The 16,997-nt window shown below is 71.5% G+C and carries 14 protein-coding genes and 1 pseudogene; 9 read left to right on the forward strand and 6 right to left on the reverse strand.

The features are described from left to right. The first annotated feature begins 437 nt into the window (after positions 1 to 437). A complete protein-coding gene (locus tag QRN30_RS01785; protein WP_017885856.1) occupies positions 438 to 1,697 on the forward strand; it encodes an Nramp family divalent metal transporter in 1,260 nt (419 codons plus the stop codon). A 27-nt stretch (positions 1,698 to 1,724) separates the two neighbouring features. On the opposite strand, the pseudogene QRN30_RS01790 reads toward QRN30_RS01785, so the two are convergent. Next, positions 1,725 to 2,033: pseudogene (locus QRN30_RS01790) on the reverse strand (DUF427 domain-containing protein); the annotation flags it as partial. Between the two features lie 36 nt (positions 2,034 to 2,069). Beyond that, positions 2,070 to 2,675: a type 1 periplasmic-binding domain-containing protein gene (locus tag QRN30_RS01795; protein WP_031259161.1), complete on the reverse strand. Its 606-nt coding sequence runs from the start codon at positions 2,673 to 2,675 to the stop codon at positions 2,070 to 2,072. A 91-nt stretch (positions 2,676 to 2,766) separates the two neighbouring features. Between QRN30_RS01795 and QRN30_RS01800 the strand changes: the two genes are divergently transcribed. The 4 genes from QRN30_RS01800 to QRN30_RS01815 all read left to right on the forward strand — a co-directional run bounded on the left by QRN30_RS01800 (position 2,767) and on the right by QRN30_RS01815 (position 5,043). Further along, on the forward strand, positions 2,767 to 3,405 hold the full coding sequence (locus tag QRN30_RS01800; RefSeq protein WP_017885853.1) for a GNAT family N-acetyltransferase: 639 nt from the start codon (positions 2,767 to 2,769) through the stop codon (positions 3,403 to 3,405). A gap of 80 nt (positions 3,406 to 3,485) precedes the next feature. Further along, entirely contained in the window at positions 3,486 to 3,968 is a 483-nt protein-coding gene (locus tag QRN30_RS01805; protein WP_159556132.1) for a hypothetical protein, read from the forward strand. Between the two features lie 132 nt (positions 3,969 to 4,100). Beyond that, positions 4,101 to 4,673, forward strand: coding sequence for a DUF1684 domain-containing protein (locus QRN30_RS01810; protein WP_284760523.1), 573 nt, complete (start codon positions 4,101 to 4,103; stop codon positions 4,671 to 4,673). Between the two features lie 10 nt (positions 4,674 to 4,683). Continuing rightward, positions 4,684 to 5,043 (forward strand): GntR family transcriptional regulator, encoded by a 360-nt coding sequence (locus tag QRN30_RS01815; RefSeq protein ID WP_031259158.1) that lies wholly within the window; start codon positions 4,684 to 4,686, stop codon positions 5,041 to 5,043. A 139-nt stretch (positions 5,044 to 5,182) separates the two neighbouring features. Here QRN30_RS01815 and QRN30_RS01820 read toward each other — a convergent pair whose 3' ends face one another. Then, positions 5,183 to 6,010: an endo alpha-1,4 polygalactosaminidase gene (locus tag QRN30_RS01820; protein WP_236559495.1), complete on the reverse strand. Its 828-nt coding sequence runs from the start codon at positions 6,008 to 6,010 to the stop codon at positions 5,183 to 5,185. A gap of 294 nt (positions 6,011 to 6,304) precedes the next feature. On the opposite strand from QRN30_RS01820, the gene QRN30_RS01825 reads away from it, so the two are divergent. Continuing rightward, complete coding sequence (locus tag QRN30_RS01825) at positions 6,305 to 7,915, forward strand: DEAD/DEAH box helicase (RefSeq protein WP_017885848.1); 1,611 nt, start codon at positions 6,305 to 6,307, stop codon at positions 7,913 to 7,915. Positions 7,916 to 8,166: 251 nt separating this feature from the next. Then, positions 8,167 to 8,370: a CsbD family protein gene (locus QRN30_RS01830; protein WP_017885847.1), complete on the forward strand. Its 204-nt coding sequence runs from the start codon at positions 8,167 to 8,169 to the stop codon at positions 8,368 to 8,370. Positions 8,371 to 8,697: 327 nt separating this feature from the next. Here QRN30_RS01830 and QRN30_RS01835 read toward each other — a convergent pair whose 3' ends face one another. Continuing rightward, positions 8,698 to 9,999, reverse strand: coding sequence for a hypothetical protein (locus QRN30_RS01835; RefSeq protein WP_284760243.1), 1,302 nt, complete (start codon positions 9,997 to 9,999; stop codon positions 8,698 to 8,700). Between the two features lie 6 nt (positions 10,000 to 10,005). Then, complete coding sequence (locus tag QRN30_RS01840) at positions 10,006 to 10,548, reverse strand: NUDIX hydrolase family protein (RefSeq protein ID WP_017885846.1); 543 nt, start codon at positions 10,546 to 10,548, stop codon at positions 10,006 to 10,008. Between the two features lie 73 nt (positions 10,549 to 10,621). Here QRN30_RS01840 and QRN30_RS01845 point away from each other — a divergent pair, with 73 nt between their 5' ends. Beyond that, positions 10,622 to 11,242, forward strand: a complete 621-nt coding sequence (locus QRN30_RS01845) for an alpha/beta hydrolase (protein WP_140448565.1) — start codon at positions 10,622 to 10,624, stop codon at positions 11,240 to 11,242. Between the two features lie 137 nt (positions 11,243 to 11,379). On the opposite strand, the gene QRN30_RS01850 is transcribed toward QRN30_RS01845, so the two are convergent. Continuing rightward, the gene (locus QRN30_RS01850; protein WP_017885844.1) at positions 11,380 to 12,054 is read right to left on the reverse strand and encodes a PadR family transcriptional regulator; all 675 of its coding nucleotides are present in this window, start codon (positions 12,052 to 12,054) and stop codon (positions 11,380 to 11,382) included. 160 nt (positions 12,055 to 12,214) lie between these two features. Between QRN30_RS01850 and QRN30_RS01855 the strand changes: the two genes are divergently transcribed. Beyond that, positions 12,215 to 16,993, forward strand: a complete 4,779-nt coding sequence (locus QRN30_RS01855) for an Lhr family ATP-dependent helicase (protein WP_284760244.1) — start codon at positions 12,215 to 12,217, stop codon at positions 16,991 to 16,993. Positions 16,994 to 16,997: the final 4 nt, after the last annotated feature.

The following is a 16,997-nucleotide window of genomic DNA, read 5'->3' on the forward strand; positions in this document are numbered from 1 at the left end:
GAGTCGCGACCAGCCACCGGCCGGGAGGCGCGTGGCAGCGCCGCCACGGGCCTCCAGTCCGCCGTTCGCGACCAGCCACCGGCCCTCCGCGAGCGGTCACGACACCCCGCTCGCCTCTGCCGAGCGGTCACCAACCGTCGCCCGACGGCCTCGCAGCCGACGGTTCGCGACCACTCGACGCAACGCACGCGACGAGTCGCGACCAGCCACCGGCCGGGAGGCGCGTGGCAGCGCCGCCACGGGCCTCCCGTCCGCCTTCGGCGAGCGGTCACGACACCCCGCTCGCCTCCGCCGAGCGGTCACCAACCGTCGCCCGACGGCCTCGCAGCCGACGGATCGCGACCGCGCACGGCACGCACACGGGCGTGGTGGCCACCGAACGCAGCATCGGCGAAGAAAAAGATTCGGCATGCCGAATCCTCTGGCAGGATCGGTGCATGACCGACACTGCCAGCACCCGGCTCGACGAGCGCCCACCCGGCGCCCCGCGTCGTCGTGCAGCCGGCCTCACCCTGCTCGGACCGGCCTTCGTCGCAGCCATCGCCTACGTCGACCCGGGCAACGTCGCCGCCAACCTGACCGCCGGGGCCGAGTACGGCTACCTGCTGCTCTGGGTGCTCGTGGCAGCGAACGCCAGCGCCGTGGTGGTGCAGTACCTGTCCGCCAAGCTCGGGGTGGTGACGGGCAAGTCGCTGCCCGAACACCTGGGCCTGCGGATGCGGCGCGCGCCGCGCCTGCTGTTCTGGGGCCAGGCCGAGATCGTGGCGGCAGCGACCGACATCGCCGAGGTGATCGGCGGCGCGCTGGCGCTCTACCTGCTCTTCGACCTGCCACTCGTGGTCGGCGGCATCATCACCGGGCTCGTCTCGATGCTGCTGCTGACCCTGCACAGCCGCCGGGGCACGCGCCTGTTCGAGACCGTGGTGACGGCGATGCTCGCGATCCTGACGGTGGGCTTCTGCGCCGGGCTGCTGTTCGCCCGGGTCACACCGGCCGACCTGGTCGCCGGGCTCGTGCCGCGGTTCGAGGGCGCCGGGTCGGTGCTGCTCGCGGCCTCGATGCTCGGCGCGACCGTGATGCCGCACGCCGTGTACCTGCACTCGGCGCTCGCCCGGGACCGTCACGGGGACGTCCCCGCCGGGCCGGAGCGTCGCCGGGTGCTCGTCGCGACCCGGTGGGACGTCGGGCTCGCCCTGATCGTCGCGGGTGGGGTGAACATCGCGATGCTCGTCCTCGCCGCGGCCACCCTGCCGGGCGTCGCGGGCACCGACTCGATCCCCGGGGCGCAGCGGGCCATCGCCGAGAACGTGGGCCCGGTCGTCGGGGTCCTCTTCGCCGTCGGACTGCTGGCGTCCGGACTGGCCTCGACCTCGGTGGGCTGCATGGCCGGAGCGGAGATCATGCAGGGGCTGCTGCACGTGCGGATCCCGCTGGTGGCCCGGCGGGCGATCACCCTGGTGCCCGCGATCGTGCTGCTCGCGCTGCACATCGACGCGACGATGCTGCTCGTCGTCAGCCAGGTGGTGCTGAGCTTCGGGATCGCCTTCGCGATCGTGCCGCTCGTGGTCTACACGTCACGGCGGAGCGTGATGGGCACCGACGTGAACGCCGCGATCACCCGCGTGGTGGCGTGGGTGATCGCGGCGGTCATCGTGGCGCTCAACATCGCGCTGGTGGTGCTCACCCTGACCGGCTGAGGCACACCGTTCAGGGCGCGGCGGTCGTCACGCGACGACCTGGACGTCCTTCCAGAACGCGACGTAGCCCGAGTAGTCCTTGCCGACACGCTCGAACGACGACGGGATCGGCGTCGGGTACGACCACGCGCGGTCCTGCAGCGCCTGGCCGTCCACGTTCACCGTGAAGTACTGGGTGTCGCCCTTCCACGGGCAGTGGTACTGGGTGGGGCTCTCGGTGAAGAGCTCGGTGTGCACGCTCGACGGCGGGAAGTACCAGTTGCCCTCGATCTTGATGAGGTCCTCTTCCGGGGCCTCCGCGATCACCGTGTCGCCGACGACTGCCTTCATGGCGTTGCTCCTTCGCTCGCTGGTTCCGTGACGGGGCGAACGCTACGCGCGCTCCCCCGATTCCCGCAGGACGGGCAGGTCGGGGCCTGCGGCGAGCGCCGCGTGCACGTCGTCCCGGCTCAGGACGGCGGCTCCCTCGGACGCGCTGACCAGGTGCCGCACGGCACGGCGCAGCCCCGTGTACGCCGCGCAGGCCGCAGCGGCCTCGGGTGAGGTGTGGTCGATGCCGACCTCGGTGAGTGCGTCGACGACGGCTCCGGCGGCGAGCAGGTCCTCGACGGCGAAGTCGGGTGCGTCGGCGACGTCGACGGACTCCCCCGCCGCCTCGGCCGCGTCGTCGAGGGTCGCGGTGTGGTGCAGCCCGGCGGCCACGATCGCGACGACGCAGCGGTCACCACGTGCGGCCTGGAGGCCCGTCACCCGTTCCGCGACAGCCGCCGCGTTGCCGAGGTGGCCGAGCACGACCTCCGGACCCTCCGGCAGCTGGGCGCTCACGTTCCGGAGCGCGCGCCGCTGCGCGGCGGCGTCGGGGCTCGGCGGCAGGGCGTCGACCCAGACGAGCAGGTGGGTGCCGTGGGCGATGCGTGCCGCGCCTCCGGGACCCCACGCGAACCGGACCTGGTACTTCTCCTGGGTGCGTTCTGCCACGTCCGTCACGATAGCTGTCCGGGCGATGCTGTCCCTCTCCACAGGGTCGCCGTCCGACCGGGTTCCGCCAGGGTCGGCGACCGTAGGATGCATGGTCATGGAGATCGCCCCCGTGCCCACCCTGACCGGCGACCGTGTGACCCTCGAGCCCCTCGGGCAGGAGCACGCGGAAGACCTGCGGGCGGCGGTCGCGGACGGCGATCTGTGGCGCACCTGGTACACCTCGGTGCCCGCTCCGGCACAGGTCGAGGCCGAGATCGACCGGCGGCTCGCCGAGCACGAGGCCGGCCGCATGGTGCCCTTCGCCGTGCGGGACCGCCCGACCGGGCGGGTGGTGGGCGCGACGACCTTCATGAACATCGACACGGGCAACCGTCACGTCGAGATCGGCAGCACGTTCCTGGCGAAGTCTGCCCAGCGCTCGGGGATCAACACCGAGTCGAAGCTGCTCATGCTCTCGCACGCGTTCGAGGCGTGGCAGTGCATCGCGGTCGAGTTCCGCACCCACTGGCACAACCTGCAGTCGCGCGCGGCCATCGCGGGCCTCGGCGCCAAGCAGGACGGCGTGCTCCGGAACCACGCGATCGGCCGAGACGGCACCCTGCGCGACACCGTGGTCTTCTCGGTCATCGCGTCGGAGTGGCCGGCCGTCCGGCTCGGACTGGCCGAGCGGCTCCGCCGGCACGACCGCGCCGAGGGGTCCCGCCGCCGGTCGGCCCGGCACGCCTGATCCCCGCGCCGCGACGGGTGCGATGCCCGCATGGGCGACGCACGGAGCAGCGCCCAGCCCGCGGGCGTAGCGTCACCGGCATGCACGTCGGCCTCCGGATCGTCCTCGACGCGCCGGTCGAGGCCGTGCGCGACGCCCTGCTGTCCCCGTCCGTGATGGTGGCGGTGACGAAGCCCTTCCTGGCCTACCGCTCCCGCGATCCGCAGGGGTTCCCCGAGCGGTGGGAACCCGGTCACCCGCACCCGATCACCGCGGACGCCTTCGGCCTGGTGCCGAGCGGCGACACGCACGTCGACCTCGACCTGTACGAGGTGCAGGGGGTCCCCGTGCAGCGCGACAACGGCGGTGGCACGTCCGGGCTGTTCGGCCGGATGACGATGTCGCACCGGATGGCCGTCCTCCCCGCACCGGGTGGCCGGACCCTGCTGCTCGACCGCCTGACCTACCGCATGCGACCGGCCGCCCTCGGCCTCGCCCTGTGGCCCGGCATGTGGGTCATCTGGCAGTGGCGGGCGTTCCGGATGCGTGCCCTCGCGCCCACCTGGCGGACCGACGGCGCGTGACGCGACGCGGGTCGGGCCTCCCGTCCACCGCGCAGCGGGCGTAGCCTCGTCCACGTGAGCCAGACGCGCCCCCAGGAGCCGACGACCGACGACCGTGTGCGCAGCACGCTGGCGACGACGGATTGGCGGCGGATGACGTTCGACCTGTACCGCCGTGTCCGCGCGACGCCGGACCCCCAGACGGCGCACGCGCTCTGGCGGGAGACCCGCGACGCGATGTTCGCGGAGCACCCGGCGTCGCCGCTGCTCGACGAGGACGCCCGCGGCTTCGAGTCCCTGCCGGTGCCGGACTACGACCCCGCCTGGCGCTTCCAGGTCCGCATCGAGGCCACGGAGCCCGCCGACTTCGACTTCGAGACCGGCACCGACGGCGTCGTCCACTTCGACCGCCTCGGCCTGGTGCGGGTCCCCGGTGTCGGCACCCTCGACGTCTGGAAGCACGGCGGCTACGCGGGCGGGGTGTTCGTGCCCGTCAAGGACGCCAGCGCCGGCAAGGCCCGCGGCACCTACGGCGGCGGCCGCTACCTGCTCGACACCATCAAGGGCTCGGACCTGGGCGGCGACGACCTCGGGTCGCTCGTGCTCGACTTCAACTTCGCCTACAACCCGTCGTGCGCGTACGACCCGGCGTGGGCGTGCCCGCTCGCGCCTCCGGGCAACACCGTGCCGGTCCCGATCCCCGTCGGCGAGCAGTACGACTTCTAGGGTGGAACGCATGACAGGACTCGTCGCCCTCGACGTCGGCGGCCGCGTGCCCCCGTTCGAGCAGGTCCGATCGCAGATCGCCGCGCAGATCGCCGCCGGGTACCTGGTGGACGGCGAACGGCTGCCGAGCGTGCGGGGGCTGGCGGACGAGCTCGGCCTCGCCGCCGGCACCGTCGCGAAGGCCTACCAGCTGCTCGAGGAAGCCGGGCTCGTGCACACCGCACGGGGCGCCGGCACCCGGGTGGTGCGGCCGGCGGCGGTCCCCGACGCCGTGGCCGAGGCCGCTCGTGCCCTGGCCGGCGCGGCGCGCTCGGCGGGGCTGTCGGCGGACCAGGCCGCGACCGCGTTGCGCGAGGCCTGGCCGGCGTAGGGCTGCGCGGGGCTGGCCCGGCTGGCTGGCGCTTCCGGGCGTACCCGGTCGTTCCGGGCGTACCCGGTCGGAAGTTCCGACCCGCTCCGCCCGATTCGACCAGGCATCGCACGCGTTCTGGGAAGGAACGCCCGAGCGATCAGCAGCGCTTGTAGACGTACGCGTCGTCCTTCGGGGTCACCAGGTCGCGGTCGCGCAGGATCGTCATGGCCGGACGGCTCTTCAGCGTGCACACCGACCCCCACGAGCGCTTGAGGGTGTCCGAGTACTCCACGTCGATGACCCGCCCGCCGTAGGCCTTCGTGTACGCCGCGCACTCCCGGTACTGCACGCACTCCTCGGCGACGACGAAGTCGAACCCGGTCTGCTTCCGGCCGGACGCCCCGAGCTGCGGTGTGTTCTTCTGCCCGACGGCCAGGCCGTGCCGGTGTCCCTTGGCGACGAGCGACTTCGCGAGCGCCAGGTTGCCGGACCGGGTGAGCCGCTTGCCACTGCGGGTCCAGGAGTCGAGGTTGTCGAACTCGACCGCGTCGAACCCGCGGTCAGCGCAGCGGGCAACGGTCTTCGCGAGCACCTTCGTGATCAGGGCACGCTTGGCCGCCGTCCGGGTGTCGAGGAGCATCTCGTCGGGCCACCCCGGGTCCGAGACCGGCTTGCCCGCGCGGTCGCGGAGGATCGCCGACGGGTAGGACTTCTTCCACGTGCGGGCGGCCTCGGGCTGCGTCTGGAACCCGTTGACGTAGCAGATGTTGTACTTGCCCTTGGCCGGGCGGTCGGTGCTGTCGCGCTCGACGATCGTGACGCCGGACGGCGGGGTGTAGCCGCCGCCGAGCTGGTAGTCCACACGGCCCGAGGTCGGCAGGTTCCGGTAGCTGGCGGCCGCGCTCGTCGTCGCGGCCTCGGCGCAGCCGGCGGTGCCGAGGACGGCCACCAGGGCCATCGCGGTGGTCAACAGGACGGTTCGCATGCGCACCCCGGAATCCTCGCATGCGCGGGGAGAACCACCCGGCCCTCGCTGATCCGGGCATGTGCACGCTATGCTGGTCGTACTCGAGGCGCCGATCGCCTCGTGCGTCGTACGGACGCCCCGAACTCCCGACCACCTGTCTCCGGACTCCGGTCGATGATCGAGCACCTCACGAAGGTGCCCAGGCTTCTCTGCTGCGGCGACTGCGCCAGCCACATCGTTGGCGCGCATCCCGCCCGCGCGCTGCCTCGCAAGTGCGCCCACAGCCGGCTCGCTCCGGCTCGAAAGGTCACCATGACCACCGAAGACATCCGTTTCTCCGACCTCGGCGTCCCCGCGCCGATGGTCTCCGTCCTCGCCGACCAGGGCAAGGACATGGCGTTCCCCATCCAGGCGGACACGCTCCCGGACTCCCTGCAGGGCAAGGACGTCCTGGGCCGCGGCCGCACCGGCTCCGGCAAGACCATCGCGTTCGCGATCCCGCTGGTCGCCCGCCTCGCCGCCAGTGGCCGCAAGCGCCGCGCCGGTCGCCCCCGCGCGCTGGTGCTCGCCCCGACCCGTGAGCTCGCGACGCAGATCGACGTCGCGCTCGCCCCGCTCGCCAAGGCCATGGGCCTCAACACCACGACCATCTTCGGTGGCGTCGGTCAGGGTCGTCAGGTCGACGCCCTGCGCGGCGGCGTCGACGTCGTGGTCGCCTGCCCGGGTCGCCTCGCCGACCTCATGCAGCAGGGCCACGTGAACCTGGGCGACATCGAGGTCACCGTCCTCGACGAGGCCGACCACATGGCCGACATGGGCTTCCTGCCCGGTGTCACCAAGATCATGCAGGCGACCCCCGAGAAGGGACAGCGTCTGCTGTTCTCCGCCACGCTCGACAACGGTGTGGACAAGCTCGTCAAGAAGTTCCTGCACAACCCGGTGATGCACTCCGTCGACGAGGCGAACAGCCCCGTCGAGGCGATGACCCACCACCTGTTCGAGGTCGCCGACGCCGACGCGAAGAAGCACCTCGTGAGCGCCCTCGCCTCGGGCAACGGTCGCCGCATCCTCTTCATGCGCACGAAGCACCACGCCAAGCGCCTCGCCAAGCAGCTCAGCAGCCAGGGGATCCCGGCCGTCGACCTGCAGGGCAACCTGTCGCAGGGCGCCCGTGAGCGCAACCTCGCGAAGTTCTCCTCCGGTGAGGCCCTCGTGCTCGTCGCCACCGACGTCGCCGCCCGTGGCGTGCACGTCGACAACGTCGAGCTCGTCGTGCACGTCGACCCGCCCACCGAGCACAAGGCGTACCTGCACCGCTCGGGTCGCACGGCGCGCGCCGGTTCGTCCGGTGACGTCGTCACGGTGACGATGCCCGCCGAGCGTCGCGACGTCGCGCAGATGATGCGTGCGGCCGCGATCAAGGTCACCCCGCAGCACGTCACCTCGACCTCCGCCGCGGTCACCGCGCTCGTCGGCGAGGTCGCCCCGATCCGCCACGTCGCCGAGGAGCAGCCCACCCAGCAGCGTCAGCCCAAGCAGCGCTCTGCCGAGTCCGCCGGTGACGGTGGCGGTCGTCGCCGTGGTCGCGGCGGTCGGTCGGGAGGCGCGGCGCAGCCCGCACGCTCCGGTTCCGCTGGCGAGTCCGCCGGTTCGGCCGGGGGCCGTCAGGGCCGTCCGGCCCGTGGCGCGCGTTCCGAGGGCGCCGGGCGCTCCGGCGCCGCGGCCGCCGGTTCGACCGGTGGTCGCCGCAGCGGCGGCAACCGCCGCTCCGGCAGCGGTGACGTCGTGCGCGGCGGCTCGTCGGCTGTCTGGTCGTCCGAGGGCGGCTACGCCGCGGGTCGGTCCGGCAACGAGTCGGGCGGCAACCGTCGTGGTGGCTCGCGCCGCGCCTCCCGTCCGGCCGGCGCTGCGGACCGCCACTGAACCACCCGCTCGACCCGCGTGGTCTGAGCCCGTTGGTCTGAGCCCGGCGGTGCTCGCAAGACACCGGTGTTCTCGTTTCGCACCCCCGCATCCAGGGGTGTGATCCGCGAACACCGGTGTTTTGCGTGAAGGCGGGGGCGGAACCTTGGCGGGGGCTGGGGGTGGGGTACCCCGGCGGGCGTACGGTCTGCTTCACCGGATGCCGCGCAAGCGGCTGACGGGGAACACGTCCGCTTCTGGAAGGAGTGCCTATGGCTGGCATCGATGACATCAAGAACGCCGCTGAGAAGGCGGCAGGCAAGGTCAAGGAAGCCGTCGGGAACGCGACCGACAACGACCGCCTGAAGGCCGAAGGCCAGACCGACCAGGGCAAGGCCTCGGCGAAGCAGGGCGTCACCGACGTCAAGGACGCCGCGCACGGCGTCGCCGACAGCTTCAAGAACGACAAGCACTGAAGCCGGTTCGCGACCGCGCTGCGAAGCCCCCGGATCCGATCGGATCCGGGGGCTTCGTCGTGCGCGGGGCTAGGGCCAGCCACACTTCAACTGTCTGCCCGCGTTAACGTATTCGGTTGGCTTTGCTCGGCTGGTACTGCTCGTTGACTCGCTGCGCCCGAGACCGGAGTTGATCCGCCCTCACCTGGACGGACGATGGAGCGCGACCCTCGCTGCTCGTCACTCGGCCGAGGACGTTCCTTGCGCTTCCGCTCGTCTTCTTGTCAGCCATTCGCTCACCCTACCCCTCGCCCGTTGAACCCAGATCTTGTTACCAGTTCACGCCAGTCATACCTGTCTCCTCCGACATTCGAAGTACCCTCCGACCACAAGAACAGCCCCGATACCGGTCAAACCGAGCCCACCTCGCAGTGCCGCCACTCCAAGATCGAACCCGGACCCTACTGCCACAAAAGCAGCAACAACGAAGTAGAGAGCGGCGAGCACAATCAGCGCGATGCGCAATGGGAGCAAGAAGCGAGACGAGATCGGGTTCTCTGCCTCGCGTGTGAGAGATCCGAGCAGTACGGCAATCACAGCGAGGAACAAGGACGTGGCAGCGCGAGCATCTGGGTCGAATATCGCGCCGGCGACGGCCGGGAAACACGAGGCGACAAAGAGACCCGCACTCGCGCCATAAGCAATCGCAGCCCGCGCAAGCAACCCGTGAGTTGCAACGCCCAAGTCCACGTAAGCGTGCTGCGGAACCTCAATACCTCGAACTGCGACGTGGCTGATGGATGTGTGCCGGGAGTCCTCTGCCAAGGGGCCTTCTGATGAATCCGTCTCCTCGATAAGGCGTTCTACCGTCAGCCCTTCGTTGAGCAGTCCTGTCGGGGCGTGAACCTCAACGTGATACGAGTTCGGACGTAGGCCGGCGTCATTCAAGTCGATTTCGAGCGCCACGCTGGCCCAGCCTGTCGAAGCTAGGAGCCATCTCCAGACCGTGAAACCGCTCGTGCGTTCGGCAGCCACAAGTTCCCAATGCTCCGAGTACTTGACGAGTATGTGAGTCCCAGCGTGGTCTGCTGGGAGCAAGCCGATCAGCAAGAAGCATCGCTCTAGCGAACCCATCAGCGCCCGCGTCTCATCCGACAGCGCAGCGGCACCTTCGGGATCTCGATGCATCCACTCATCCAGGAAGATATCGACCATCGATCGCTCAGCATCACCAGAGCTGAACACGACTGAGTCGAGGAAGGTGTTCTCGCGTTCTGTTAGGGACCGTCCCAGATCAAAGCTCCAAGACGTACGAAGGAGCTCTAACGAAGCGGCGCCGTTGAGTGCCGTGTCAGCGATCAGCATTGGAGACGTGCCGGCGGTGGCGTCGAAGTCCTGAAGTGTTGCCTTCTTCACCAACGCCAGGGGAACGAGGATCTGATTGGTTTCGTCCGCAAAATCAGATCTGATGAGAAGGCGCTCGTCGTTCGGTACGGTCAGATCAATGGAGACCTGACGGCGACTACGAGGCCCGTCTAACAGTCGGTAGCTCTCGATCTTTCGGTGGTGCCATGCCTCAGAGTCGGACAGGAGCAGAAAGAGTGCCTGACCTACGCTGTCTCGAATGCTCCAGCTGCCGACGGCTTTCATGGACGCCTAGTGCAGGGCGCCGACCGACGCGAGACCGGCCCGGAGCAGGGCGCCGCGGCCGCCTTCCATCTCGTCGGCGACGGCGTCGGACGCGGCTTCCATCGGGCTCATCCACGTGAGTTCGAGAGCGTCCTGCCGGGGCTCGCACGTCCCCGTGACCGGGACGACGTAGGCCAGCGAGATCGCGTGCTGCCGCTCGTCGGTGTACACCGACGCACCGGGCAGCGGGAAGTACTCGGCCACGGTGAACGGCGCCGGGCTCGAGGGCAGCTGCGGGAACGCCATCGGCCCGAGGTCCTTCTCCAGGTGGCGGAACAGTGCGGTGCGGATCGACTCGCCGAACATCACGCGACCGGACACCAGGGTGCGGGCGATCGAACCGCTCGGGGAGACCCGCAGCAGCACCCCGACCTCGGTCACGACACCGAGGCCGTCGGTGCGGACGGGGACCGCTTCGACGTAGCAGATCGGCAGACGACGGCGGACGTTCGCGAGCTCCTCGTCGGACAGCCAGCCGGAGTCGGGATCGGGGGTGCGCAGCGAGGACATGCACCGTGTCTACCAGGGACGGCAGCGAGTTCGGCGGAAGGCGCGGGAGTTGGGGATGGTTAGCGTTGTCCACATGATCGATGCGGACCTGGTGCAGTGGACACGGAGTGCCTCGGACCGGCGGGGCACACCCCTGCTCGTCGCGATGCACGGGGTGGGGTCGAACGAGCACGACCTGCTCGGACTCGCCCCCGCGCTGCCGCCCGCGTGGACCGTCGCCTCGCTCCGGGCAACGATGCCGTGGGGGCCCGGCTTCAGCTGGTACCCGCTCGGCACCCCCGGCTCCCCCGCGCCCGAGGCGGTCGACGCCGCGGTCGACGAGGTGCTCGACTGGATCGACTCCGTCGCCGCCGACCACACGCGCATCGGACTGCTCGGGTTCTCGCAGGGCGGCTCGATGGCGCTCCAGCTCCTGCGGGCACGGCCCGCGGCCTTCGCGTTCGCGGTGTCGCTGTCGGGGTTCGTGGTGCCGGGCGTCACGGATTCGCGTGACGAGGCCGTCTCGGCTGTGCGGCCGAGGGTCTTCCTGGGGCACGGCGACCTCGACCCGGTGATCCCGCCCGAGGCCACCGTTCGGACACAGGCGTGGGCCGCGGCGCACACCGACGTGACCGACCGGACCTACGCGGGCCTGCCGCACGCGGTGTCGACGGCGGAGCTTGCGGACGTGGCGGCCTTCGTCGACGCCGGGTAGGCGCTGCGCGCGCTTCGTGAGCACGAATGGTCGGGTCCGACGCGCGGACCCGACCACAGCTGCTCACGAAGTGCAGGCAGACAGGAGGCCCGGTGCCAGCTGGCACCGGGCCTCCTGTCCGTCGTGGGTGACGTCCGTCAGTCGGCGAGGATCTGGAGCAGGTCCTTGCGGAGCTGGTCCACCTTGGCCGTGGCCGCCTTGGCCTGTTCCTCGGTCGCGGTGCTGCGGTACATGTGCAGGACGCCCATGGTCTTCCGGAGCGCCTCGAAGAACTCGCGCTGGGCGTCCGGGATGCCAGGGGCCCCGTCGAGTGCCGCGGCGATCTCGTCGGCCTTGGCCTCGGTCTCGGCCTTGCCGGCGTCGGTGAGTTCGAAGAGCGTCTTGCGACCGTCGCCGGACGAGACCACAAGGTCTTCGTCGACGAGCTGCTGGAGCGTCGGGTAGACCGAGCCGGGGCTCGGCTTCCAGGCGCCGCCGGTGCGCTCGGCGATGGTCTTGATCACGGCGTAGCCGTTCTGCGGGCCCTCGGCCAGCAGGCCGAGGATCGCGAGTCGGACGTCGCCGCGGCGACGGCGTTCGCGACCGAAGCCGGGGCCGCCGAATCCGGGACCGAAGCCCATGCCCGGGCCGAAGCCGGGGCCGAACCCGCGGCCACCGAAGCCCCGGCCGCCGTGGTCGTGGTCACCGCGGTCGCGGCCGGGGAAGCCGGCGCCGTGGTGCTGCCGCGCGCCGCCGAAGCGGGGGCCGCGCGGGCCGAACCCGCGCTGGTCGCGGGGGGACGTGTTGCTGTTGTCGTCATACGAGGGGCGCATGAGGAGTCCTTTCGTCGTGCTGAGTCGGCTCGCGACCGGTCTGACCTGATCGTCTTCGTCGTATCGCGATGTGTTTACGATAGATCGGTAACTATCGCTCTGTCAAGAGCGACGTCCGCTCGGCCTGCTGTCGGTGGCGACGGGCAGGATGGGACGGACCATGACGGACGTCTTCGAGCGCTTCTCCCCCGCCACCACCGAGTGGTTCCGCGGCGCCTTCGACGCACCGACCCCCGCACAGGCCGGGGCGTGGGACGCCATCTCGACCGGGCAGCACGCGCTCGTGATCGCCCCGACCGGTTCCGGCAAGACCCTGGCCTCGTTCCTGTGGTCGATCGACCGGCTCATCAGCGCGACCGACCGGCCGCCGGCGAAGCAGCGCACGCGGGTGCTCTACGTCTCGCCGCTCAAGGCCCTGGGCGTCGACGTCGAGCGCAACCTGCGGAGCCCGCTCGTCGGCATCACCCAGACCGCACGCCGTCTCGGTACCGAACCACCGGACGTCACGGTGGGTGTGCGCAGCGGTGACACCCCCTCGTCCGACCGGCAGAAGCTCCTGCGCCAGCCGCCGGACATCCTCATCACCACGCCCGAGTCGCTCTACCTGATGCTCACCTCGCAGGCACGCGAGACCCTGGTGAACGTCGACACCGTCATCGTGGACGAGGTCCACGCGGTCGCCTCGAGCAAGCGCGGCGCACACCTGGCCGTGTCGCTCGAACGCCTCGACGACCTGCTCGACAAGCCCGTGCAGCGCATCGGGTTGTCCGCGACCGTCCGTCCGCCGGAAGAGGTCGCGCGGTTCCTGGGCGGCCGCGCCCCGGTGACGATCATCGCGCCGCCGGCGCAGAAGACCTTCGACCTGCGGGTCGTCGTGCCCGTCGACGACATGACCGAGCTCGGGGCGCCGCCGGTCGGTGCGGACGCGTCCGAGTCGCCGACGAACGGGTCGATCTGGCCGCACGTCGAAGAGCGCGTCGTCGACCTGATCGAGGAACACCGCTCGACCATCGTGTTCGCGAACTCGCGGCGGCTGGCCGAGCGGCTGACGGCACGGCTCAACGAGATCCACGAGGAACGCGTGCTCGCCGCCGCCGGCGACGGCGCCCTGGTGCCGGCGGGGGCGTCCCCGGACGACGACGGCCTGCCCGTGGCACGGGGGCGGCCGCAGTCTCCGGCGCGCACCTCGGCGCACGCGGTCGCGCCCCAGGGGGCCAAACGGCCGCCGGCGCAGCTCATCGGGGGATCCGGGCAGACCGCCGGCGGGGGCTCGGACGCCTCCGTCCCGGTGCTCGCCCGCGCACACCACGGCTCGGTGTCGAAGGACCAGCGCGCGATCATCGAGGACGACCTGAAGTCCGGTCGGCTGCGGTGCGTCGTCGCGACGAGCTCGCTCGAACTCGGTATCGACATGGGCGAGGTCGACCTGGTCGTCCAGGTCGAGGCGCCGCCCTCGGTCGCGAGCGGGCTGCAGCGCGTCGGTCGTGCCGGACACCAGGTGGGCGAGATCTCGCGCGGGGTGCTGTTCCCGAAGCACCGGGCCGACCTGGTCAACAGCGCGGTCACGGTCGAGCGGATGGTCTCGGGCCAGATCGAGTCGATCTCGGTGCCGGCGAACCCGCTCGACGTCCTGGCGCAGCACACCGTGGCGGCCGGGTCCATCGACACCCTCGACGTCGAGCACTGGTTCGAACTCGTGCGGCGGAGCGCCCCGTTCAGCGGCCTGCCCCGGTCGGCGTTCGAGGCGACGCTCGACCTGGTCACGGGTCGGTACCCGAGCGACGAGTTCGCCGAACTCCGGCCACGGCTGGTCTGGGACCGCGTGCACGGCACCCTGACCGGGCGGCCCGGTGCGCAGCGGCTCGCGGTGACGAGCGGCGGGACGATCCCCGACCGTGGCATGTTCGGCGTGTTCATGGTCGGCGAGAAGGCGTCCCGCGTCGGCGAGCTCGACGAGGAGATGGTCTACGAATCACGCGTGGGGGACGTCTTCGCCCTCGGTGCCACGAGCTGGCGGATCGAGGAGATCACCCACGACCGCGTCGTCGTGAGCCCGGCGTTCGGGCAGCCCGGTCGCGTGCCGTTCTGGAAGGGCGACGGCATCGGCCGACCCGCCGAGCTCGGCCGGGCCACCGGTGCGTTCGTGCGCGAGGTCGAGGGCGCATCGGACGACGACGCCCGCGCCCGGGTCGCCGCCGGCGGACTGGACGAGCGTGCCGTCACCAACCTGCTGACGTTCCTGCGCGACCAGCGCGCGGCCACCGGCCACGTGCCGAACGACACCACGCTCGTCGTCGAGCGGTTCCGCGACGAGCTCGGGGACTGGCGGCTCATCCTGCACTCGCCCTACGGCATGCAGGTGCACGCGCCGTGGGCCCTGGCCGTCGCCGCGCGGCTGCGCGAACGGCACGGCATCGACGGCGACGCGATGGCGGCCGACGACGGGATCGTCGTGCGCATCCCGGAGACCGACGCCGAGCCGCCGGGTGCCGACCTGTTCGTGTTCGAGCGCGACGACCTCGAGGCCCTGGTCACCGACGAGGTCGGCGGCTCGGCGCTCTTCGCCGCGCGGTTCCGCGAGTGTGCGGCGCGCGCCCTGCTGCTGCCCCGACGGAACCCCGGGCAGCGGTCGCCGCTCTGGCAGCAGCGGCAGCGGGCCTCGCAGCTGCTCGAGGTCGCGCAGAAGTACCCGACGTTCCCGATCGTGCTCGAGACCGTGCGCGAGGTGCTGCAGGACGTCTACGACGTGCCCGCCCTGCTCGGGATCGCCGACGACATCGCCGGGCGCCGGATCCGGTTGGTCGAGACCGAGACCGAGCAGCCGTCGCCGTTCGCCCGGTCGATCCTGTTCGGGTACGTCGCGGCCTTCATGTACGAGGGCGACACCCCGCTCGCCGAACGCCGGGCAGCGGCGCTGTCGCTCGACTCGACGCTGCTCGGCGAACTGCTCGGTCGTGCGGAGCTGCGCGAGCTGCTCGATCCCGCGGTCATCACGTCGGTGGAACGCGACCTGCAGAGGCTCTCGCCGGACCGCCGTGCCCGTGACGCCGAGGGGGTCGTCGACGTCCTGCGGCTGGTCGGCGCGCTCGACCTGGACGAAGCGGTCGACCGGAGCTGGCTCGCCGACACCGCCGACCGGGCCGGGGCCATCGCCGAACTGCGCAGCACGCTCCACGCCCTGGAACGTGATCGCCGGGTGCTCTCGTTCTCGCACGCCGGGGCGACGCGCTGGGCCGTGATCGAGGACGCCGCCCGTCTGCGTGACGCCCTCGGGGTCCCGCTGCCGATCGGTGTGCCCACGGCGTTCATCGAGCCCGTGGCGGATCCCCTGGGCGACCTGATCGGCCGCTACGCGAGGTCGCACGGACCGTTCTCCGCACAGGAGGCCGCCGGTCGCCTCGGCCTGGGGATCGCCGTCGTGCAGGACACCCTGCGCCGACTCGTCGCCGACCGCCGTGTGGTGGAGGGCGAGTTCCGACCCGATCGCCAGGGTGCCGAATGGTGCGATGCCGAGGTCCTGCGACGGATCCGCACGAAGTCCCTCGCGGCCCTGCGGCATGAGGTCGAACCGGTCTCGCCGGACACCCTCGCCCGCTTCCTGCCGGCCTGGCAGCACGTGCAGACCCCCGGGACCCGCGGTGGCCTCCGTGGCGTCGACGGCGTGCTGCAGGTGATCGACCAGCTCGCCGGGGTGGCCCTGCCCGCCAGCGCGTGGGAGACCCTGGTGCTGCCGTCGCGCGTCACCGACTACTCGACGAGCATGCTCGACGAACTGACCGCCACGGGCGAGGTCCTGTGGTCCGGCGGCGGCACACTGCCCGGCAACGACGGCTGGGTGCGTCTGCACCTGGCCGACACCGCGGCGACGACGCTCGCCGAGCCCTCCGGTGACGAGACGACCGAGCTGCAGCGCGACGTGCTCGGTGCGCTGGCCGGTGGCGGCGCCTACTTCTTCCGGCAGCTGGGCCAGGCCGTGGGCAGCAGCGACGACCAGGCGCTCACGACCGCGCTGTGGGACCTGGTCTGGGCCGGGCAGATCACGAACGACACGTTCGCCCCGCTGCGGTCGATGCTCGGCGGCAAGGCGAAGAGCTCGAGCGCTCCACGGGCCCGGGCCTACCGCGGCCGTCGGCGGCCGACCATGCCGACGCAGTCCGGGCCGCCGTCCGTCGGGGGTCGCTGGTCGCTCCTGCCGCTGGCCGAGTCCGACTCGACCGTGCGGGCCGCGGCGACCGCCGAACAGCTGCTCGAACGCTACGGCGTCGTGACCCGCGGCGCCGTGCAGGTCGAGGGTGTCCGCGGCGGCTTCGCGGGGGTGTACCGGGTGCTCTCGCGGTTCGAGGAGTCCGGCCGGGCTCGTCGCGGGTACTTCGTCGAGGGGCTCGGTGCCGCCCAGTTCGCCACCGGCCCGACCGTCGACCGGCTGCGCACCTACGCCCGCGAGCTCGGCGACGACGAGCGTGGCGATCCGGACCGCAAGCGCGAGGCCCTGACGCTCGCGGCGACCGACCCGGCGAACCCGTACGGGGCCTCGTTGCCGTGGCCCACGGGCGACGTCGACCCCGGAGTCGCGGACGATGCCGTCGCAGCCGGTGGGGCGAGCACCGGCGCGAACGATGCGGCGAGCGGCGTTGCGAGCGGTGCGAAGGCCACCCGCGGTCACCGGCCCGGGCGCAAGGCAGGCGCCCTCGTGACGACCGTCGACGGCAAGCTCACCGTGTACGTCGAGCGGGGCGGCAAGTCCGTGCTCACGTTCACCGACGACGCGGCCGACCTCGCCGCTGCCGCCACCTCGATCGCCTCGATCGTCCGGACCGGGCTGCGGAAACTCTCGGTCGAGCGGGTCGACGGGGACTTCGTGCTCGAGACGCCGCTCGGCGGCGCGCTCCGTCAGGCGGGGTTCACGGCGACCCCGCAGGGGCTGCGGCTCCGTGTGTGAGGCG

It is taken from the genome of Curtobacterium sp. MEB011, assembly GCF_030209655.1.
Lineage (GTDB): Bacteria > Actinomycetota > Actinomycetes > Actinomycetales > Microbacteriaceae > Curtobacterium > Curtobacterium poinsettiae.